Genomic DNA, 21,867 nt, shown 5'->3' with positions numbered 1-21,867 from the left:
TCTTTAATATCGTTTGCGCAATGCTGTTGAAGGAATTCCTAATTCATCCCGATATTTCGCAACCGTACGACGGGAGATTTCCATCTCTTTAGCCTTAAGCAGCTCCGAAAGTTTCTGATCGGAGTATGGTGCTTTGGGATTCTCACCGGCAATTAAGTCTTTTAAGGCCTGCTTAATCCCTTCTGTCGTCACACCCGGCTCATTCTTAATTCCCGATGCGAAAAAGAATTTAAACTCGTAAATTCCCCGCGGAGTTTGGATATATTTATTCGCTGTGGCGCGGCTTACCGTAGATTCATGAACCCCGATTTCATCGGCGATATCCTTCAATGTCAAAGGATGCAAGTAACGGATTCCCTTGCGTAAAAAACCCTCTTGGCGATTAACAAGGGCATTGGCCACTTTATAGAGCGTTGTCCGCCGTTGTTCAATACTGCGGATTAACCAAGCCGCGGCATTAAGCTTTTGTTCGACGAACTTTCGCGTATCATTCTCCTTATCCTGGCTTAAAGCGCTGCGATAGGCCTGATTGATGCCCAGCCTGGGCACAGTAATATCGTTGACCAAGATTATAAATTCGCCGTCAATGTCCTCTACCACAACATCAGGCACAATATAACGAACGTCACTCATTCCCGAAAAACGCAGGCCGGGTTTAGGATCAAGCTTACGCACCCAATCGGCAAGGGTCTGAACCTCGGTAATTGTAATTTTCATTTTTGCGGCAATCTTTTGCAGACGTCCGGTTGCTAAATCCTCCAAATGCTTGAGAAATTCCGGCATTTGGCTGGGAGCGTCAGGAATCAAGGGCAGCTGAAGGCGTAAACATTCTTCCAGAGTGCGTGCTCCCACTCCCAATGGATCCAGCATTTGAACGACTGACAGTGCTTTTTGAGCACTCAATTCAGAGATACCCTCATCCCGGGCGATCTCTTCCAAGGGAATCTCAAGGTATCCGTTATCATCCAGGTTGCCGATGATATATTCAACCTGCTCGACCGGAATCGAAAGTTTCTGAACATGAAGCTGCTCAAGCAAATGCTCCTGCAAAGTGGGTGCGGCGGCAACAAATGGTTCGAATCGCTTCTTGTCCGGATCATCCGGCTCATATTCCCGGGTTACTCGATCTTCCTGTCTCTGAAAGTATTCCTCCCAGTCCATATCCCAGGTAGTCTCAGGCTCAGTCGATTCTTCTGACTTTACGGGATCCGTTTCTTTCTCTTTAGCATCATTTGCATCATTTGCGTTTGCGGCATTCCCATCCACAACTTCCAGCAAAGGATTCTCCTGCAGCTGTTCATCAACAAAACTTGAGAGCTCAAGTGCTGAGAACTGCAAAATCGTGATGGCCTGGCGCAGTTCGGGTGTCATTATTAACTTTTGAGTTTGTTCCAGTCGAAGATCATAACCCATCCGCACGCTACTTCATATCCTCCCCGTAAATTTTCTTTGACCCGTTCTGGTCCTGGATCTTCTCAGCGAGTTCATCTATCTTTCTCATCCGATGATTCACTCCGGATTTTCCAACCTTAGGATGTAACATTTCCCCCAGTTCTTTGAGGCTTGCATCCGGAAATTCCAATCGAAGTTCGGCGATTTCTCTCAACGGCTCTGATAACGCCTTTAAACCAATCGTATTCATAATGGTATTGATATTTTCCACCTGGCGGACAGAAGCATCTACGGTCTTATTGAGGTTGGCCGTTTCACAATTCACCAAGCGATTCACTTGATTCCGCATATCCTTAAACACACGGACATTTTCAAATTCCAGCAGCGCATGATGAGCCCCGATAAAGCCCAAAAACTCCACGATATGCTCGCTTTCTTTAATATATACGACATGCCAGTTTTTACGTCTGCTCACTTTAGCTCCAAGGTGAAAGCGGTTTAAAAGTTTGCATAACCCTGCCGCATGATTCTCGTCATTGGTGATGATCTCAAGATGATATGTCCCTTCCGGGTTATTGATCGAGCCTCCGGCCAAGAAGGCTCCTCTCAGGTAAGCCTTTTGATCACACTTATGTTTAATCAGATCATCCGAAATTCCGGGTTGAATTTCCCCGTTCGCATCTAAAATGCCGAGTTTCTGAAGATCAGATTGATCTTTGGGATAGATTTTTACGAGATAAGAATTATTTTTCTTCAATCGAAGCTTCCGGCGAACCACAATATCCACAGGCAAATTCAAAACCGTTTTCGCTAAACGGTAAACTTTACGGGCAACCGGAGCGCTTTCCGTCACGACATTTAAAGCATAAACCTGGTTAGAGATCTGCAGCGTTCCGTCCATCCGGACCAAGGCCGCAAGTTCCGCTAAATTACAGCACACCTTAGGCACTGTGATTCGTGCCAGTTCCTCTTTTGTCATCGCACTAAAAGACACTGCCCTCAGTCCTTTCTAAGCGTCTTCCCTTAACTTCTGATGCAAAAGGTATGCATCGACTAAGGCAATCCGTTCTCCCACCGGTTTCATCCGAAAAAGCAGTCTGATCAGCTCTTTGGCCAGACGCTCAGAGTCATGGCGGATTATGTCATCCGCCTGGAGCAAATCCCGTTCGACGTATTTTACCCCAAGCCATTCCGCACTCCGAGCCTCACCGATAACCGGGAAAGAGCCTTGCTGTGCATAACGTTCTAAGAGTTCTTGAGGAATCTCTTTATTATTGGCAAGAACTACATCAACGAAGTCAGCCCCGCAATGGTCAACAATGGCCTGAAGATGATCAGCCACCGTATAGTCATCGGTCTCCCCCGGCTCGGTCATAATATTACAAACGTAAACACACGGTGCCGAAGCTTCTTTTATCTTTTCCCGAATCCCTTCCACTAATAAATTGGGAAGCACACTTGTATAAAGGCTCCCCGGTCCTAAAACAATTAAGTCCGCCTCTTCGAGCGCCTTTAATGCCTCAGGCATAGGATGACAGTTAGAGGGTTCGATAGAGACTCTCTTAATCCGCCCGTCCGCATTGCGCACGGCGGTTTCACCTTTAATTATCGTTCCGTCCGCAAGCTCCGCACTTAGCACCACCTGTTCCAGTGTCGAAGGATAAACGCTCCCTCTGAGAGCAAAAACCTTGCTTACCGATTCTACCCCCTTTTGAAAATCACCAAACGTATCAGCTAAACCGGCAATGAGCAGGTTTCCCAGGCTATGTCCGTTTAACGTTCCGGTATTGAATCGATAGGAAAAAAGATCTTCCATGATGTTTTCTTTGTCTGCCAAAGCAACGAGACAGTTCCGAATATCCCCCGGCGGTAAAATTCCCATTTCGTTGCGCAGTTTACCGGAGCTTCCGCCATCATCAGCCACTGTGACGATCGCCGTTAAATTACACGTATATTCCTTGAGGCCCCTTAAAAGGGAAGAGAGCCCTGTTCCCCCGCCAATAACCACAATTTTGGGACCGCGCCGCAGATGCTGGCGAGTATACATGACGTCTACAACCTTGCCCTCATCTTCCGGCAGAAGAACAGAAATAATTGAGTTTAACAGGCGTTTAAAACCAATAACAATTGCCGCAATTCCCAGTAACGAAATAAAGATTCCTGTCGGCACAGCGGTTTGTGGCGCACTTCCCGTTAAATGGTAAACCATTTCCCTGAACTGCACTTCCAAATACCCCAAAGCCACTCCATAATTCATCACAGATAAACCCGCTGTAAATAAGAAGATCCCAGCGACAGCTAAAAGAAACCAACGTTTTACACCGAGATTAGGATAGAGCCACTTGAAGGCATTGGATTCAAAATCGCCTGCTTTCTTTTTCATCCGGTTTTCTCTCCTTTTCGATTACGTGCGGCATCTCGGTGCTTAACACTCATGGTATAATGCTGCTCGCTCAAAAAGACTCCTATTCTTTCCGCAATTGCAACTGAGCGATGTTGCCCACCCGTACAACCGACCCCAATCACCAGATGACTTTTCCCTTCTTTAACGTAATAAGGAAGGATAAATTCAAGCAGGTGAAGATAGCGATTCATAAATTCCTGAGCCACAGGGTTATTAAATACATAAGATTTTACCAAGGGATGTTCTCCCGTCAGCGGCCGAAGCTCTTCCACATAATAGGGGTTTGGTAAAAAACGAACATCAATTAACAAATCCGCATCGAGTGGCACCCCATATTTAAACCCGAACGAAATGACGGAAATTGCAAGCTGTGCTTGTTCTTGTCCTTCGCCGTAAAGTTCGGCAATCTGCTGCCTTAACTGTTGTGAAAGAAGATTCGAGGTATCAATGATTTTATGGGCTTTCCCTTTCAGTTCGGACAGAAGTTTTCGTTCCTCGGTAATTCCGTCTAAAATCCGTCCTTGAGGCGATTGAGGATGCCGACGCCGGGATTCCTTGTACCGCCGCACCAGAACTTCATCCGAGGCTTCAAGAAATAGGATCTCATAAAGGAAGCCTTCCCTCTCCAAATCTTTAAGAGCTTCGGTTAAAGAAGCGAAAAATTCCCCGCCCCTCAAGTCACACACAATAGCTGCCCGACATACTTTTCCCTGAGACTGAGCACAAAGCTCAACAAATTTTACGATGAAAGCAGGGGGCAAGTTATCGATACAAAAATAGCCATGATCCTCAAGGCACTGTAAAACCTGAGTCTTGCCTGCCCCGGATAAACCCGTGATCACCAGTAGTTTTGTGGATTTTGGTTCCATCCCATCACCTCCTAAAGTCTTTTCAAGATATTTTAGATCAGCTTCCTCATTCCCGGCTACTTCCCGGAAATGACTTTAAGGGCCTCCGCTTGAGCCTGGGCTAAGGCATCTTGCGGCGCCGTTCCACCCCAGATATTCTGCCAAGCGACATCTTGCAAAGGCAGGAGTTTCCACTCCAAAGCATCTCCCGTTAGAGGCCAAAGCTTATTCAAACTTTCAGCCACCTGAGGAGCAACCCCTTTTTGACCCTCTGCGGTTTGATAATAGGCCACACTTGCCGGGAAGCGTGTTCCGGCTTGAGCAAAATTCCGCTCAATCTCGGGGCTGAGAAGCGCTTCTTCGACTGTTTTGATTAACGGTTCGAGCGCTTTTGTTGTTTTAATCGAAGAATTCGCAATTCCGAGTGTTGAGCCGGCCAGGCCTTGTCCTTGGCCGCCCAAAAGATTTGACAGTGGAATACTTCCCCAGGAAATGTTGGCCTGAGCCAAAGCTTGACTTGCCGGGGCAATCATATAAACGGCCTTGTTACTTGCAAACAGCGCCTGCGCATTTGAATCGATCTGCAGCAGCCTATTATCCCGCCAGTAAAGGAGTTGTTGAGCAAAGATCAAATTGGCAGGATCATCGAGGCTGGGGCTTTGCCCCTTAAGAAGATTGCCTCCTTGCCCGGTCCACCATGTACTCAGAAGTTCAGTGTCCAGCGAAGGAATGACCATCGCACCTTTGGTCTCGATCCACTGCGTTAAACTTGCCGGCGGCAGCGCGAGATCACTGCGATAATATAAAAGGGGTACATCCGTCAGCCACGGCTGGGCATAAACTTTATCACCATACTGATAGGGAGTTGCCAGTCCCGTAAAAGCATCACTCTCCGCGGCTACGGGGCCCAATGCCCCTTGGGCGTAAAGTTTCGTCAGCGTCTTCTGTGACGCGATGATAATATCCGGTCCTTCGCCCCCGGCCTGTGCTTGATGGGTTAACTCTGCCAGCTGCTCCTCAGGTACTGCTTTGGCCCTAAGCAATACTTCGGGATGTTGATCCATAATGCTTTGAAGTTGTTGATTAAAACTGTCCGCTTCAGAGCCTTGCAGTGTATGCCAAATCTCGATCACCGCAGGAGCATCACCGCCGGGAAGGCCCTGCTTGGGACCTCGATTGCAGCCGGTCATAAATCCAAGCGCTAAGATGATCATTACGAGAGTCAGTCCAAATCTCATCGGCGAAAACGGCCTCTTTTTCATCGATACTCTCCTTCGTTATTTGCTCATTGCCCTTGCTCCGGGGCAGCGATGGGGTATGCTTCACTCCGTCCCTTTTGGTATAAAAATAAAACCCATTGTTCTTGGGAAAAATATTCTACAGCCGTGGCGCGCGCCCATTGACGCCGATCCATCTGCTTGCGCTGAGGAATCCGGTTTTGCCAACGTTCATCCCCTTGAATGCGGATCTTACGCGCCGAATAATCTTCGGGAAGTTGTCTTTCAGGGCTCTGTAAAAAGTCCGGAACTACGGAAGGTCGTTCCCAGCGAAAATAGTCAAATCGCAATCGTTCTCTCAGGATTTCCCGCAGAAAAGAACTTTCTTCGGATCGAAGCCCTTGCTCGGTCAGCTTATGAATTCCTTGCTCGATTTTAAGGAGAATCGCTTCGAGGAACTCCCATAACTTATTAAAGAGAGCCTTGCCTGACCAGCTTTGTCTAAACCATCCTTGACGATGCCAGTATTCCGCCATTTCATGATAAAAGTCAAATGGAGTCGGGAAGAGCGGCACAGCCTTTTTGAGAATCTCCCGAAACTTTCCGGAATTATAATAGCGGTCCAGTACATCTTCCAAACGATGGAGTTTAAGGAGCTCTTCATGGCTCATTGAACGGGTCTGCAAAATGGTATAGGGGGGATCCGGGGAAAAGACCAATCCGTATTCATGGCTCTTTTCCCGCAAGCCCGATCCTTTTAACACCTTAAGAAAACCGAGCTGCAGCATATCCGGTTGAACCTGATAAACATCATTAAAGGACTGGCGAAAATGGCTCCAATCCTCCTCCGGCAAGCCTGCAATGAGATCAAGGTGAAGCGGTACCGTGCCTAACCGCTGCAGTTCGCGGATATATTTTGACCAGCGGTCAAAGTGCTGTGTGCGCTCAATGATTTGAAGCGTCGGGCGATATGTGGATTGAACCCCGACTTCAAACTGCACCAGCCCCGGAGGATATTGTTTAAGATAATTGACCCACTCCTCGTCTAAAAGTTCCCCGGCAATTTCGCAATGCACTCGAATTCCCTCTTCAGGAGGATACTTAGCAGCCTCCTCCCTCACAATATCGAGGATTCGAAAAGCATGCTCCTTGCGCACATTAAAGGTTCGGTCCACAAATTTAATCGTACGTGCGCCATATTCCAAAAGACGCCTTAAGATCGTCCGCAACGTTTCCGGATCGAGATAGCGTACCCCCGAGATAGTCGAGGATAGACAATACCGGCAATTAAACGGGCACCCGCGAGTCGTTTCCACATAAACGAGACGCCCTTGAAAATCCTCTTTTTCTTGATAGGGAATCGTATTTTCATCTAACGGAAGTAACGGCCTCGGGGGATTGAGCCGGATCGTCAAACCCTCCGCAGTCCGTTCACGCCAGGCTAGGCCTAAGACCGAATCCGGTTGCAGCTTGTCACGCCACCTGCGAAGGAGTTCTAAAAAAGTAACTTCACCTTCCCCATAAACAACCCCGTCAACTTCCGGATGTTCCTTCAGAAAGGCCCCCGCATCATATGAAACCTCCGGTCCGCCCAGGATAAACCGGGTATCGGGGCAAACGGAGCGCAGTTGTCGGATAACCGCCAAAGTTTCAGTAAGATTCCAAATATAACAGGAAAAGCCAATGACCTCCGCCCTGGCTTCATATATTTCTCCCGCAATTTTCTCGACACGATCATTGATCGTAAATTCACGGATTTCTGTTTCCGGAAATTCAGGTCGAACCGTGTCCCGCAAATAGCGCAGAGCCAAATTTGTATGCACATATTTTGAGTTCAAAGAGGCTAAAAGGATACGCAAAGAATCGACCCCCTTCTCTATCCAGTATAGCCGTTAGACCCGTACATTGCAATTCTTATGCCAACTAACTTGTAAACCCCCCGCGAAAGAGTATGGGAGCTATATCTGATTTTAATACACCAAACGAGAAGCCTTCTTGTTTCAGATAGTGAATGATACTCGGCAGGGCTTCTACTGTCGTTGTTTTCCCCGGTGTATCATGCATCAGCAGAATAACCCGGTCCTTGCCCGGAATTTGACTCTGAACATTGCGCAGCAATTGATCCGCAGGAACCAACGGTGCGGCGGCATCCCCGCTGCTGACATTCCAGTCATAGACGAGGTAACCGGCAGCATCAACAGCATTATAATATTTTACATTAAAATGCCCTTGAGTGCCGCCGGGCGTCCGAATAATCGGAGGCCGGACACCTGTTAAGCGATAAATAAGATCTTCGTTCTTTTTGATACTGGCTAAGAAATCCTGCGGACCCCGATAAATATCCGCATAATTATGAGAATAAGTATGATTGCCGATTGAATTGCCTTCTGCGTATTCCTGCTGTAAATAGTCGGGGAATTTTTCAACCTGAGTTCCAATCACGAAAAACGTAGCCTGAACGCCTTCATCCTTCAAGATCTTTAATATATGGGGCGTATTGGCCGATGGCCCGTCGTCAAATGTGAGATAAACAATCTTCGCGGGTTCATTGCTAAATGTTCTTGTTCGCATCGCCAGCCCGGGTGCCATTGGCGGACTTCCCGCTAATTCATAAAACGACCGCACCGGAGTATTTGGTGGATCCGGCACAGGCGAAGCGGCAGCAATAGGTTCACCCTCGGTAACACGCACGGGCACGTTTTCCCCGTCTGCCGTTTGATTTTCCTCATCGCTTGGGGACGTTTCCTTCTCCATCTCTATTTTCTTCTCTTCCTCCTGATCCTGATCGGGATCATCTTGGCTGATGACCTCATCTTGATGTCCCGACTCCTCGGCAGGAGAGTAAGCTGAAGTTATCCCTCTGCTGCAACCCACAAGACTGAGCACTAAAACAAGCATGAGGAAGAGAAGCGGATAATGATTTAATTTAGTTTGTTTTTTAATCCGTTTTAGCCGCAACATTTTATACGCCTCTCCTAATAATTCCATTTAATAATCCTATTTTTAATAATTCCATTTCTAATTCTTACTAAGAACATATTTCTCAATGACTTGAGCTACCCCGTCCTCTTGATTCGTCGCCGTTACCACGTCGGCAACATCTTTCAGTTCTTGGCGGGCATTTCCCATCGCCGCACCAATACCTGCATAACGAATCATTTCCATATCATTTAAGCTGTCTCCTACTGCCAAGACCTCCTCTCGCTTGACTCCCAGACGCTCAGCCAAGGCGGATAAAGCAGCTCCCTTATTGACTGTAGGATGAATGAGTTCTAAAAAGTAAGATTTCGATACTGTCGTTCGTACCTGTCCCTCATACCGCTGAAGGATTATTTTATTCCACTCTTGCAGCACCCCTTGCTCACCGAAAAGAAGAATTTTCTCAACGCCTTCTTTTTCATTCGCCAAGCATTCCGATATACTCGTGATGGTAATAGGAACCCGGGTTGCACGTTGATACTTTCTGGACCAATCATTCATTTTTTCAGCATAGACCCGGTCTTTAATATAGACATGAACATGAATATCATGTTGTAAAAGCCAATCTATAATATTCCGAGCGGTCTCAATCGGTATTATTTTTCGGTAAAGAACTTTTTCACTAAGGGTTTCCTGAATCATTGCTCCGTTATAGGTTATCGCCGGAACATCTATCTCTAACTGTTGAGCATACGGCCGCATTGCCGCAGGCATTCTCCCTGTGGCAATTGTTACATAAACCCCTTGTTTCCTTGCCTGCCGAATAGCCTCTATTGTCCGCTCCGAAATAGTCCAATCATCCCTAAGCAAAGTGTCATCCATATCCATAGCAATTAAGCGGATTTTAGTATCGGACAAAAAATCATCTCCTTGTTATATTATATCAGATTCGACAATTTAAGAGCTTTTCCTTTTTTTGCATAATTGACGGAAGGGGCTGTTTTGCGACAGCCCCTTCCGTTGCTCGTTAACACGTTTACTTATTGGCTATTTGCACTTCCGAGCAAGCCTCTCCGCCTAAATAACGTTTTAAAAACTGCCCTGTATAAGACGTTTCCTCTGCGGCTACCTCTTCCGGGGTCCCGGCGATTAAAACCTCTCCGCCGCGATTTCCCCCTTCCGGTCCGAGATCAATCAGGTAATCCGCGGTTTTGATCACGTCAAGATTGTGTTCGATAACGAGTACGGTATTTCCGGCGTCAACTAAACGGTGAAGAACCTCCAAGAGCCGCTTCACATCGTCGATGTGCAGCCCTGTCGTCGGCTCATCAAGGATATAAATGGTTTTACCTGTGCCGCGGCGGCTGAGTTCGGTTGCCAGCTTAATCCGCTGCGCCTCCCCACCCGAAAGGGTCGTTGCCGGCTGTCCCAGACGAATATAACCCAGGCCGACATCCCGCAGGGTTTGCAGCTTACGCGCAATTCGGGGAACAACTTGGAAGAATTCCGTTGCTTCCTCTACCGTCATCTCGAGAACCTCGGCAATACTTTTTCCCTTATAGCGAACTTCAAGCGTTTCTCGATTATACCGCAGCCCGTGGCAGACCTCACAGGGAACGTAGACATCGGGCAGGAAATGCATCTCAATTTTTATAATTCCATCCCCGTGGCAGGCTTCACAGCGGCCGCCTTTAACATTAAAGCTGAATCTTCCGCGGGAATAGCCCCGCATCTTCGCCTCCGGAGTCTGAGAGAAAAGCTCCCGGATAAAATCAAATACACCGGTATAGGTTGCCGGGTTTGAGCGTGGAGTCCTCCCGATCGGCGACTGGTCAATATCAATGACCTTATCCAAATATTCCATTCCTTCGATACTCTTATAAGCGCCGGGTCTTAATCTTGCCCCATTCAGCTCCGAAGCCAACGCTTTATAAAGAATCTCATTGACAAGCGTACTTTTACCGGAACCGGATACTCCGGTCACACATGTAAATACTCCGAGAGGAATTTTAACCGTAATGTTTTTCAGATTGTTTTCTTTAGCTCCTTTGACGGTCAGCCATTTGCCATTCGGCTTGCGGCGCTCTGCGGGAACCCGAATTTTTTTGCGTCCGCTTAGATATTGTCCGGTAATAGAATCCGGATTTGCTTTGATCTCTTCCAATGTGCCCTGGGCGACAACATTGCCCCCATGCGCTCCGGCCCCGGGTCCGATATCGATGATATGATCCGCGGCATACATCGTATCCTCATCATGTTCGACCACAATAAGGGTATTGCCTAAATCCCGCAAATGTTCCAAGGCCGAAAGCAGTCGCTCATTATCCCGCTGATGAAGTCCGATACTGGGTTCATCCAGGACATAGAGCACACCCGTCAAACCGGCGCCGATTTGCGTTGCCAAACGAATCCGCTGCGCTTCACCGCCTGAGAGAGTTCCTGCCGCTCGGCTGAGGGTAAGATAATCTAAACCCACAGTGATCAGAAAGCCTAAACGCTCACGAATTTCCTTTAACACTTGGCGAGCAATAATCTGTTCCTTTGCACTGAGTTCAAGATGATCAAAGAATTCCAAGGCCTCTGTTATCGACATATTGGTCACGCTATCGATACCGGCATCCCCTACGGTTACGGCTAAAGCTTCCGGTTTAAGACGTTTTCCCTTGCAAACCGGACAAGACCGTTCAGTCATGTAATTCTCCATTTCGGCCTGGACATAGTCTGAAGACGATTCTCTATAGCGGCGTTCAAAATAGGGAATGAGTCCTTCGAAAGGAGCATTGAAAGCTTTAGGCTGATCAAAAATACCGATATATCGGAATTGAATCGGTTTTTCAGTTCCATGAAGAAGGCCTTGCCATTGTTCCTCATTTAACTGCTCCAAGGGAGTATCCATTGTAAAACCCAGCCCCTTGGAAACCGCCTGGAGCATATTTGGATAATAATTGGACTGAGATTTTGCCCATGGCGCAACCGCTCCCTCATTGAGGGAAAGCTTATGGTTCGGCAGGATCAAATCGGCATCAACTTCTAAATTTGCCCCTAAGCCTGTACAAGCAGGGCAGGCCCCAAAAGGACTATTAAAGGAAAAAAGGCGCGGGGAAATTTCTTCTAGGGCAATTCCGCACTCCGGGCAGGCAAAATTCTCACTGAAAAGGATTTCCTCCCCATCGATGATATTGACGATGACATTGCCCTCACCCAACTTGAGTGCTGTTTCTAAGGAATCGGCTAGCCGTGCCGCACTATCCGGTTTGATCACAATGCGGTCGATGACAACTTCAATCGAGTGCTTCTTGTTCTTTTCAAGTTTTAGTTCTTCACTCAGATCATGGATTTCTCCATCGATGCGAACTCGGACATAGCCCGCTTTGCGCGCTTCTTCAAAGAGCTTAACATGCTCCCCTTTTTTGCCTTTCGTTAAGGGGGCTAAAATCTGCAGCTTCGTTCGTTCGGGAAAAGTCATGATCTGATCGACCATTTGCTGAACGGTTTGCTGACTGATTTCTCGGCCGCAGTGCGGACAATGGGGGTGTCCAACCCGAGCATAGAGCAACCGCAAATAGTCATAAACCTCAGTGACTGTTCCTACTGTCGAGCGTGGATTCCTGCTCGTTGTTTTTTGGTCAATCGAAATTGCCGGGGATAGTCCCTCGATGTAATCGACATCCGGTTTATCCATTTGACCTAAAAATTGACGGGCATAAGCGGATAGGGATTCGACATACCTTCTCTGTCCCTCCGCATATATCGTATCAAAGGCCAAAGATGACTTTCCCGACCCGGATAATCCGGTGACAACGACAAACTTATCCCGCGGAATATCCACACTGATATTTTTTAAGTTATGGGCACGAGCCCCTCGTACCTTGATAAATTCCTGGGCCATAGATCCTCCTTCGAATATTAACTGTCCCTTGTCTTTCCAGTTAAATGTTCAATTTGAAATTTAAGAACGCGGCAATTGGGTTCGTCAGCGGCTAAATACTTTAAACCCTTTTCCATGAAATCAGCCGAGTATTTCTTGAGGAAAACGACAAGAGCCTCCTGCTTTTCCTCTTTAGCGGATTCAAAGACCTCTCCTACGGCAATAGCGCTTTGAAATTTAACACTAAACCGATCGGCTAAAGTTTGCGCTTCGCCGACTACGCAGAATGAAGCCTTGTTATTAAAAGCGATATTATCTAACTTGTGCCCTTCCCGTGCGCAATGAAAATATAGGACCTGATCTTTTTCGTTATAGATGTAGCTCAGGGGCACCCCATAAGGATAACCTTCGGCATCAACGGTCGATAGGATACCATACTCCGCCTTGCGGAGAAGTTCCAATACATCGCTGTCCCCCATTTTTCGGTCTTGCCTGCGGAGTTCATGAAACATTAATCTTCCTCGCTCTCGTAATAATTTTGCTTTGCAAGCAGTTATGCCCAAGCCTGATGACTACTTGCGAAGAGTCTCGCATACTGTAATCGTAACTTGATGCGAAGATGCGTTATTTTTGTCGTAAAGATGCAGCCTTTGACTTGCCCCTCTTACTGCCGGCTGTGCTCGATTGGGCTCCGCGGCTTTCCCGTTTCTTGCCTCGGGCCTGAACAGAATGCTTATACTTATTTTCCTCACCTTTGAGTTCAATAATCACATCCCGAATTTCAGCTGCCCGCTCAAAGTCCATATCTTTCGCCACTAAGCGCATTTCTTGTTCCAGGCTTTTAAGAAGCTTTGTCAGTTCTTCAGGGGGCAGCTTATTGCCGTAGGCCGCTTTTTTCTCCGCAACCTTGGTCGCTTCCGGAACATCATAGATTTTCTTGCGGATGGTTTGCGGAATAATTCCGTGCTCCTCATTATAGGCTTGTTGAATCGTCCGGCGGCGGTTTGTCTCGTCAATGGCTATTTTCATTGACTTCGTGATTTGGTCGGCATACATTATAACCTTCCCGTTAACATTGCGGGCAGCCCGTCCAATAGTCTGGATCAATGAGCGTTCGGCACGCAGGAATCCTTCCTTATCCGCATCAAGGATGGCCACTAAGGACACTTCCGGTAAGTCCAGCCCTTCCCGGAGGAGGTTAATCCCAACAACCACATCAATTTTCCCAAGCCTCAGCTCACGAAGAATCTCTACCCGATCAAGAGTTGTGATATCAGAATGAAGATACTTGACGGCAAGGTTCAAATTTTTCATGTAATCTGTCAGGTCTTCCGCCATTTTTTTAGTCAGCGTCGTTACCAGGACCCGTTCATCCCGATCCACCCGCAGCTGAATCTCATTCAATAAATCATCAATCTGGCCTTTTGAAGGACGAACAAAAATTTCGGGATCCAACAGACCTGTCGGGCGAATAATCTGTTCAACCATTTCCGGACAGTGCTCCAATTCATAAGGACCGGGGGTCGCAGAAATATAAATCCGCTGAGGAACCAAATGTTCAAACTCGTTAAACTTAAGCGGACGGTTGTCCAATGCTGACGGCAAGCGGAAACCAAAGTCCACCAGGGTCGTTTTGCGTGATCGGTCTCCTTCGTACATGCCGCGGACTTGAGGCAGTGTCACGTGGGACTCATCAACCATGAATAAGAAATCCTTCGGGAAATAATGAATCAGGGTAAATGGTGTATCTCCCGGTTCGCGGAAGGTGATATGGCGGGAGTAGTTTTCAATTCCGTTGCAGAACCCCATTTCACGGAGCATTTCAAGGTCATAGCGTGTCCGCTGTTCGAGTCGCTGCGCTTCCAGTAATTTATTTTCGGCCTTTAATACTTTAAGCCGATCCTCAAGTTCCGCCTCAATATTTTCACAAGCAAGCACCAACTTGTCCTGATCAGTTACATAGTGCGAATTTGGGAAGATCGAAACGTGACGGCGTTCCCCGAGAATCTCGCCTGTCAGAACGTTCACTTCATAAATATGCTCGATTTCATCGCCGAACATTTCCACCCGAACCGCCCGTTCTGTAGATGAAGCGGGGTAAATTTCCACGACATCCCCCCGTACGCGGAAGGTCCCTCTCTGGAAGGCAACATCGTTACGATCATACTGGATTGAGATAAGCTTGCGCAAGATCGCATTGCGGTCAATTTCCTGTCCTTGTCTTAAGGATAAGACTAAATCATAATACTCATCCGGAGAACCTAAACCGTAAATGCAGGACACACTTGAGACCACAATAACATCTTTACGCTCGAATAAAGAAGCCGTAGCCGAGTGGCGTAGCTTTTCAATCTCATCATTGATCGACGCATCTTTTTCAATATAGGTATCACTCGAAGGCACATACGCTTCCGGTTGATAATAGTCGTAATAACTGACAAAATATTCGACGGCATTCTCCGGAAAAAATTCCTTGAACTCGCTGTAAAGCTGAGCCGCCAAGGTTTTATTATGCGCTAAGATAAGCGTTGGTTTTTGAACTTTTTCAATAATATTAGCCATAGTAAACGTTTTTCCCGAGCCGGTTACCCCCAGCAAGGTTTGATGACGTTTTCCTTCTAATACTCCGGCGACCAGTGCATCAATCGCTTGCGGCTGATCCCCGGAGGGCTGATAAGGAGCATGCAAACGAAACTCCATAATCTCTGATCCCCTTTTCCTTAAATTTATTCTAAATACGATTATAACACTAAAAGGAACCCCATATCAATTTAGATATGAGGTTCCTGATCAGACTTATTATTTTGCTGACTTCGCTGATCCTGTTGATCCTTGCTGCCCTTGTTGACCTTTCTGCTGGCCCTCTTGACCCTGCTGGCTTTTCTGCTGAGATTCCTGTTTCAACATTTCGGGAGGAACGGTCCGATTTTGCTCACTGGAACTTTTTTCCGTACCCAGAACCTTCCCCTTATCATCGAGATATTCCCGCGTAATAATGGTTTGAATCTTCTCCGTCACTTTAGTTGCCCCCCCAGGAACCTGTCCGCCTGAGGATTGGCTTCCGCTCTGTCCCTGAGAACTGTTCTTTTTATCCTGATCGCTTCCTGTATTGCTTGAATTCTTCTGGTCCTTCTGGTCTTTCTGGTCCTTTTGACCGCCTTGGTTTTGCTGATTTTGGCTTGGGGCTGCCGCGGCCTTCTCCGCGGCTTTCGCATAACTCTTTTGCACGACTGCTAAATTATCCGCCATTACTGATTTGACTGGGATGATTTTTGCCGGGACTTCACCCTGATCCCCTGTTACCGATTCATCGATATTCAATGATTCTTTAGCCGCAACTTTTTGGGCCCACTGAAAAGCGTTGACTCCTTGGATATAGGGTGAGGTATCGATATCGGCAATTTGAGTCTCGCTTGCAATCCGCTGCAGAGATTGCTGATTGGCTTGTCCTCCGACCAGGAGTACTTTTTTCTCTAATTGTTGGCTTTTTAATACTTGTGCCGCTTGGGACGCCAATTTTTCATTTTGGGCAATAACCGCTTTCACTTTATCCGGGTTCTTCTGAATTATCTCAAGCAACCCCTTCTGGGCTACCGCTTCTGTCCCATCGGGGCTGGCCAGGACTTGAACTGTCAGCTTAGGATTTTTGCCCAGGCTTTGCTTAATCGCCGCGAGTTGTACCTGTGAGGTACTTGTGCCGGAATCTCCTTGCATCACGACAATCTGACCTTCCGGTACTTTGTTCAAAATTGAATCGGCCATCAATTTTCCGGTCTCTTGAGGATCAGGCAAGATAATTCCCGCCGGTTTAATCCCTTCCGGCAATTCATTTAGAGCAATGACCTGAATTTGATTTTCCTCAACGCTCTGTAAAAGCTGAGGGTTTCCACCTTGATAAATAAGGACTTTTGCCCCTTTTAACTGGGATGAAGAATCCTTACTGCTTTCGCCCTTCGAACTTCCGCCGGAATCACTTCCCTGTGTGCTTTTCTCCGCAGACGAAGAGCCTTTTTGGGCCCCTCCCGCAGATCCCTGGGAAATGACTTTAAGCTCGATATTTTCCTTTTTGGCCATGTCCTCTATGCCGCTTAGGATTAGAGCCTTATTGGGCTCCTGTTCGTCCAAAGCCACAGCAATGACCTTCTTTTGCTCATTACCCGAAGAGCTTTGCGACTTATCCTTTTTCCCAAATAGGCCTTGTAAACTGCAGCCCGTTATGGTTAAACTAAGAGCAACAACCATACCTATTAGGAGAATTCTTTTCATGGGACACGCTCCTTTCCAGGCTCGAATCCTTGTTTAGTTTTCCCCTAATTTCCTGAAAAATGCGTATTGAAAGGGTGTTTTTATGGGTGGATTTTTAACACGGTTATTAGTTAATGCTCTAGCCTTAATTGTTACCGCTGCTGTTATACCGGGTTTATATCTTGGAGGCTTCTTCACGGCAATCATCGCCGCTTTGATTTGGGGAATTGTCAATACCTTGATTCGGCCGGTCTTCTCATTCTTCACCTTTCCTCTGCAGATTCTATCCCTCGGTATTTTTACCTTGGTCATCAATGCTCTTATGTTATCCCTGACTGCTTTCCTTGTGCCCGGATTCCAAATTCTCAGCTTTTCCGCGGCCTTTTGGGGAGCAATTATCTTAAGCCTTATCAGTATGGTTTTAACTCGTTTATTCAAGTAAAGACTGATTTAGTAAACTCTGATTTAATTATTATCTTTTCCAATCACGTAAGAGTTATATACTGTAGCTATTACATGAATTTAATTTTCCAATATGAATAATTCTTCTACATGAACGCAAAACAATTTTGCTAATTTAAGAGCAAGCTCAAGCGTTGGATTATACTTGTTATTTTCTATGGCATTTATGGTCTGTCGTGTAACACATAATATTTGGGCTAATTCCTCTTGGGTCATATTTTTTTCTTTTCTTAATTCCTTAATCCGATTATTCATCTTTTCCATCCATCCGTTTTTCTAAAGCAAATCGAATCGAAGTCTGAACCAACATTTGTGTTACAAACAGGAATAGTGGTATGCCGGCAGATACCTTGTTAAATAGGTCAATCGCCACCCAAACCGCCAGAAAAGCAACCATGTAAGCATAAGTCCAAAACACACTTTTGTATGAAATGTATTTTTCCATTTCATCCATTTTTCTAAAACCTTTCATAACATCACTCCTTTAAGAATGTAAAACATTCTTTACATCTTTAGTATATCATGTTATGAACAGATGTCAAATAGTCTTTACATTTGGACATTACTGCAAATCCTCTAGATCCCTTAATATTTGATTGAGCAGCTCATCCCTTAACCTGTCCACTTGGGAAAAATCAATGACCTCCATATATATGGATTTCAAGAGATCCCTTGTATTTTGATACTGAACTAAGGTCTTTTTGAGGGATTCACTAAAGGGACGGTCAAGTCCTTGATCTTTTAATTCATCGGGTTTCCCCTGCCAAATCGCAAGATTTCTCTGGGGAAATACAATCCCGATGATTTCTTCCGGATAAAGAGGATGGAGAACCATATCGATGATCTGGCCCAATTGCTCAGCCTCGCTGAGAATCCAATCCATGGCTTCCGATGTTTCTTTTCCGTCCAAATGAATCTGATCAAAATCGGTTAAATAATGGGGCGCAAGATTCAGCCATCCTTCACAATCCAGCCCATGAAGAAAGAAAGGTGTAACCTTACTTTTTTGAAGCTTTTGCAACGCATTTTGGGCTTTAACCCATGTCCCGTCTCTTCCCTCGTTATCATTTAATATTGAATAAATATCAGGCAGCCATGGCCGTTTCTTTGTCTCCGCGACGGCAGGCATTTTTCCTCGCATTTTCTCACCGAATTCCTCGGCTAAATAGATCCCTATTTCTTTTTGGGCATGCTTTTCTATTTCTTCAAGCTCTAAAATTCGGGATCGATAATGTTCGAGCTTTGCTAAATCGCACATCGGGGTAAAATCGATAAACCGCTCTATGATCCCGGGAGCGCGCCATTTTAACGGGGCAATTTCATAAAGGTCCAGCATGACTAGGTTATTCCGACGAATACTAAACCCTGCCATCGAATCAGGATCGCGTGCTGAGCGTATAAAATCAACTTCATAGCCGCGATCGAGAAGTTCAAGGCCGATCATTTTGATCATCGTCGATTTTCCTGTTCCCGGTCCACCCATAAGGACATAAGTGCGTTCCCATTCCGTCATCATATCCGGCAAAAGTGATATGTAACCCCTGCTTGTTACTCCTTCAGCTAAAAAATGGCGTACAACCGGTTTCTGGACCATGTCCTTCCCCCCTTTTTTTCTGCTCGACGTAGTTTATGCGGGTGGAAGGTGAAGGGTCACCCCTTTTATGCGAAAAAAAGATATCCTCCAAAAGGCACGGTACGGAAAAAACAAAGGAGAGGCATTGTCCCACAAAAGGGATAGCGCCTCTCTCTTTTAACTCGCCCATAGTGTTATTCCAGGGATGGTTTTATTAAAATTTTCTTCGACATAATGCTTAACTTCGTGGCTTACCTGACGCGAACCTTCGGTTTGAACTATTCGGAAATTCCGAATAGTTGCCTCCTGTGTAAGCTCGCCATCCGTATAAATTTTAGAAATATGCTCGTTTATAGTATGAACCTCTACGTTGTATAGCGTTGCAAGCATTTTTTGCGTGAGCCAGATGTTCTCGTCTTCATAACGCATTTCAACGCTTTCAGGATTATCACCGCCTAAATCCATACTCCGCAAAAGACGCATTCTCTATTTTATTTGCCCCCGTAGAACCTTCACAGCTTGACTCAGCTGGGAGTCAAATTTTTTATCCGTAGGCGAGATTGTCGCATCTTCACCTTTCTTTAACTCCACCTGTACATCCGGTTCAATTCCTTTTTTATGAATATCGATTTTATTCGGGGTTAAATATTTTGCAGTCGTCAGTTTAACGCTCGTTCCTGCATCAAGCTGGAATATGGTTTGGACAATTCCTTTACCGAATGTCTTTACCCCGACTAGGGTTCCCGTTCCCCGATCTTTAATCGCGCCCGCAACAATTTCCGAAGCTGATGCGCTTTCTTCATTAACCAAGACTACAAAAGGCTTACCCAGGAAATTATCTTCTGCCGATTTGGTGACCGTATGTCCTTGATTATCCACGATGTAAACAACGGGACCCGGTTGAACAAAGCGACTGGCAACCCCTACTGCAGCATCTAACTCACCGCCGTGATTATAGCGCAGGTCGAGAATAATTCCCTTATATTTGGATATATCCATTGAGTTAAGAACACTTTTTAATTCATTGGCCGTATTTGTTGAGAATTGGGAGATATCGATATAGGCAATATCGGGATTACCGGGCAAAGCTTCGCCGTCAACCGTAGGTACGGAAATGGCTTCCCGCGTTAAGGGGACACTCAGCGTCTGCTTCGTACTTTCACGATAGATCGTTAAAGAAACTTTTGTTCCCGGATCTCCACGCATTAAAGCAACGGCTTTGTCCTGAGGAATCGCGGTTGCATCTTGATCGTCAATCTTTGTTATTACATCACCCGTCTCCACGCCTGCTTTCGCTGCCGGAGAATTTTTAATCGGGCGTAAGACGACTAGTTTATTAGGATCCTTAAGGCTGATAATAATTCCGACTCCGCCAAACTTTCCTTCAATCTGTTCCATGAGCTGGGTATTTTCCTCGGCGTCCATATACACTGAATAAGGATCATTCAAGGAATCGACAATCCCTCGTGTCGCACCCTCAATAAGCTGGGGCGCCGAAGTTCCTTCTAAATAATCCGCCTGGACAAGTCGGACTACACGGGCCAGCCTCCCCACAGTCTGCCAGTTTGCAATCATGAACCCGCCAACCACTACGGTAAAGATTATACTAACAACGCCCACAACTAACCCGACACGCTTAAAAAAGTCTTTCCAATCTCTCTCTTGCAACATTCTAGCCCCTTCCTACCCGCTACTGCAGCCACGCTCAATCTCTATGCCTTGCAGCTCAACATTAAGACAAACCCTGTGCTATTATATGCTCATCCCAGTGCACTCATACTAACGAAAAAATTGCAGCGGATCAGTGGGGTTTCCGTTAACACGTACTTCAAAATGCAGATGGTTGCCTGTGCTCCAGCCTGTCGTACCCACATAACCAATAACATCTCCGGCTTTAACTTGATCTCCTACGGAGACTCCAATCCGAGACTGATGACCATAAAGGGAAGTATAACCTCCTCCGTGATCGATAATAACCGCGTTGCCGTAGGCTCCATACCAGCCTGCCATAATCACCTTGCCGGTACCTGCGGCAAGAATTGCGGTTCCCCCCGGAGCAGGAATGTCCGTTCCCGTATGTAGACTTTTCTCGCCCGTTACGGGGTGAATTCGCCAGCCATAAGGGCTGCTTACTTCATAATAGCCCGGTAGAGGATAAGTATTTATCGTCCCTAAAACTTTCCCCGATGAGGATGATGTTAATTGACGGATTTTCTCAGCAATCGCCGCAGAGTCCTTAGCCAATTGCTTATTCTGTTCCGATAATGCATCCTGTGCCTTTTTATTATCATTGAGAGCGGTTTGATATTGCTGATTCTTGCTGTCTAAATCACTTTTTACCTTTGCTGCCTGTACTTGAAGCTCTGCCGCCTGATCACGCTGAGACTGCAGCTCCTTCGTTTTCTGTTCTATATTTTCTTTTTCAGTTTGAATATCCGCCAGTATTTTCTGATCATTTTCCACCAGCCTGGTAAAGTACTCCAGACGGGTAATGAAATCGCTTAAGTCAGTCGATTGAAAAAGAATCTCCAAATAGCTGAGCTGACCTTCTTCGTAAATAACCCTGACTCGTTTCTGCAATACCCCACGCCGCTCCTCAAGCGCCTGATTGCGTTTTTCCAGTTCTTTTTCGGAAGCGGCAACTTTCTTTTGAGCTTGATTATATGACTCTTGTTTTTGGCTTAATTCCGCTTTTGCGGAAGTGATTTGCGTTGACAACGTTTGAATTTGCGTCTTAAGCTTGTCCTCGGAATAAGTCAAATCATTTAACTTGCCTTGAATTTGATTTTGTTTTTGTTGTAAACCTTTTTGCTGATCCATCGCGTCGTTGAGTTCCCCCGCCTGGAGCGGAAGAACTGTACTTCCGAGTAATGTACCCGATATAATCAGGGATACTACCCATTTTCTATACATTTTTCCCCTCCCTTTACATCTAGTCG

The 21,867-nt window shown here is 46.2% G+C and carries 18 protein-coding genes and 1 pseudogene; 1 reads left to right on the top strand and 18 read right to left on the bottom strand.

Features of this window, described 5'->3' with window-relative positions:
• Nucleotides 1-3: 3 nt before the first annotated feature.
• The 12 genes from rpoN to VB077_RS05155 form a co-directional block, all read right to left on the bottom strand.
• The gene (gene rpoN, locus VB077_RS05210; RefSeq protein ID WP_323414164.1) at nucleotides 4-1,419 is read right to left on the bottom strand and encodes an RNA polymerase factor sigma-54; all 1,416 of its coding nucleotides are present in this window, start codon (nucleotides 1,417-1,419) and stop codon (nucleotides 4-6) included.
• A 1-nt stretch (nucleotide 1,420) separates the two neighbouring features.
• Nucleotides 1,421-2,386 carry a DNA-binding protein WhiA gene (whiA, locus tag VB077_RS05205; RefSeq protein WP_323414163.1) on the bottom strand — a complete coding sequence of 322 codons (966 nt, stop codon included), beginning with the start codon at nucleotides 2,384-2,386 and terminating at the stop codon, nucleotides 1,421-1,423.
• A gap of 15 nt (nucleotides 2,387-2,401) precedes the next feature.
• On the bottom strand, nucleotides 2,402-3,775 hold the full coding sequence (locus VB077_RS05200; protein WP_323414162.1) for a gluconeogenesis factor YvcK family protein: 1,374 nt from the start codon (nucleotides 3,773-3,775) through the stop codon (nucleotides 2,402-2,404).
• The gene (gene rapZ / locus VB077_RS05195) at nucleotides 3,772-4,665 is read right to left on the bottom strand and encodes an RNase adapter RapZ (RefSeq protein ID WP_323414161.1); all 894 of its coding nucleotides are present in this window, start codon (nucleotides 4,663-4,665) and stop codon (nucleotides 3,772-3,774) included. The genes VB077_RS05200 and rapZ overlap by 4 nt, the downstream gene beginning before the upstream one ends.
• Nucleotides 4,666-4,721: 56 nt before the next feature.
• The gene (locus tag VB077_RS05190) at nucleotides 4,722-5,906 is read right to left on the bottom strand and encodes an ABC transporter substrate-binding protein (protein ID WP_323414160.1); all 1,185 of its coding nucleotides are present in this window, start codon (nucleotides 5,904-5,906) and stop codon (nucleotides 4,722-4,724) included.
• A 23-nt stretch (nucleotides 5,907-5,929) separates the two neighbouring features.
• Nucleotides 5,930-7,720 carry a B12-binding domain-containing radical SAM protein gene (locus VB077_RS05185; RefSeq protein WP_323414159.1) on the bottom strand — a complete coding sequence of 597 codons (1,791 nt, stop codon included), beginning with the start codon at nucleotides 7,718-7,720 and terminating at the stop codon, nucleotides 5,930-5,932.
• Between the two features lie 64 nt (nucleotides 7,721-7,784).
• Nucleotides 7,785-8,822 (bottom strand): polysaccharide deacetylase family protein, encoded by a 1,038-nt coding sequence (locus VB077_RS05180; RefSeq protein ID WP_323414158.1) that lies wholly within the window; start codon nucleotides 8,820-8,822, stop codon nucleotides 7,785-7,787.
• Between the two features lie 57 nt (nucleotides 8,823-8,879).
• On the bottom strand, nucleotides 8,880-9,698 hold the full coding sequence (locus tag VB077_RS05175) for a Cof-type HAD-IIB family hydrolase (RefSeq protein WP_323414157.1): 819 nt from the start codon (nucleotides 9,696-9,698) through the stop codon (nucleotides 8,880-8,882).
• A 118-nt stretch (nucleotides 9,699-9,816) separates the two neighbouring features.
• On the bottom strand, nucleotides 9,817-12,669 hold the full coding sequence (gene uvrA / locus VB077_RS05170; RefSeq protein ID WP_323414156.1) for an excinuclease ABC subunit UvrA: 2,853 nt from the start codon (nucleotides 12,667-12,669) through the stop codon (nucleotides 9,817-9,819).
• Nucleotides 12,670-12,686: 17 nt separating this feature from the next.
• Entirely contained in the window at nucleotides 12,687-13,160 is a 474-nt protein-coding gene (locus VB077_RS05165; protein ID WP_323414155.1) for a pyridoxamine 5'-phosphate oxidase family protein, read from the bottom strand.
• A gap of 112 nt (nucleotides 13,161-13,272) precedes the next feature.
• On the bottom strand, nucleotides 13,273-15,348 hold the full coding sequence (uvrB, locus tag VB077_RS05160; RefSeq protein WP_323414154.1) for an excinuclease ABC subunit UvrB: 2,076 nt from the start codon (nucleotides 15,346-15,348) through the stop codon (nucleotides 13,273-13,275).
• Between the two features lie 99 nt (nucleotides 15,349-15,447).
• Nucleotides 15,448-16,914, bottom strand: coding sequence for a sugar ABC transporter substrate-binding protein (locus VB077_RS05155; protein WP_323414153.1), 1,467 nt, complete (start codon nucleotides 16,912-16,914; stop codon nucleotides 15,448-15,450).
• 82 nt (nucleotides 16,915-16,996) lie between these two features.
• Between VB077_RS05155 and VB077_RS05150 the strand changes: the two genes are divergently transcribed.
• Entirely contained in the window at nucleotides 16,997-17,335 is a 339-nt protein-coding gene (locus VB077_RS05150; RefSeq protein ID WP_323414152.1) for a phage holin family protein, read from the top strand.
• Between the two features lie 80 nt (nucleotides 17,336-17,415).
• Here the strand turns inward: VB077_RS05150 and VB077_RS05145 are convergent, their stop codons facing one another.
• The 6 genes and pseudogenes from VB077_RS05145 to VB077_RS05120 form a co-directional block, all read right to left on the bottom strand.
• The gene (locus VB077_RS05145; RefSeq protein ID WP_323414151.1) at nucleotides 17,416-17,610 is read right to left on the bottom strand and encodes a helix-turn-helix transcriptional regulator; all 195 of its coding nucleotides are present in this window, start codon (nucleotides 17,608-17,610) and stop codon (nucleotides 17,416-17,418) included.
• Nucleotides 17,603-17,827 carry a hypothetical protein gene (locus VB077_RS05140; protein ID WP_323414150.1) on the bottom strand — a complete coding sequence of 75 codons (225 nt, stop codon included), beginning with the start codon at nucleotides 17,825-17,827 and terminating at the stop codon, nucleotides 17,603-17,605. Before VB077_RS05140 ends, VB077_RS05145 begins: the two co-directional genes overlap by 8 nt.
• A 90-nt stretch (nucleotides 17,828-17,917) precedes the next feature.
• Nucleotides 17,918-18,949, bottom strand: coding sequence for a hypothetical protein (locus VB077_RS05135; RefSeq protein WP_323414149.1), 1,032 nt, complete (start codon nucleotides 18,947-18,949; stop codon nucleotides 17,918-17,920).
• A gap of 210 nt (nucleotides 18,950-19,159) precedes the next feature.
• Nucleotides 19,160-19,381, bottom strand: a pseudogene (locus VB077_RS05130) (cell filamentation protein Fic); the annotation flags it as partial.
• Between the two features lie 33 nt (nucleotides 19,382-19,414).
• A complete protein-coding gene (locus VB077_RS05125; RefSeq protein ID WP_323414148.1) occupies nucleotides 19,415-20,599 on the bottom strand; it encodes a S41 family peptidase in 1,185 nt (394 codons plus the stop codon).
• A gap of 108 nt (nucleotides 20,600-20,707) precedes the next feature.
• A complete protein-coding gene (locus VB077_RS05120; protein WP_323414147.1) occupies nucleotides 20,708-21,841 on the bottom strand; it encodes a murein hydrolase activator EnvC family protein in 1,134 nt (377 codons plus the stop codon).
• Nucleotides 21,842-21,867 lie beyond the last annotated feature (26 nt).

Origin of the sequence: Desulfitobacterium sp. (assembly GCF_034927245.1) — a bacterium.
Taxonomy (GTDB): Bacteria; Bacillota; Desulfitobacteriia; order Desulfitobacteriales; family Desulfitobacteriaceae; genus Desulfitobacterium_A.
Note: the sequence above shows the minus strand (reverse complement) of the source record. Positions and strands in the feature narration are given on the sequence as shown.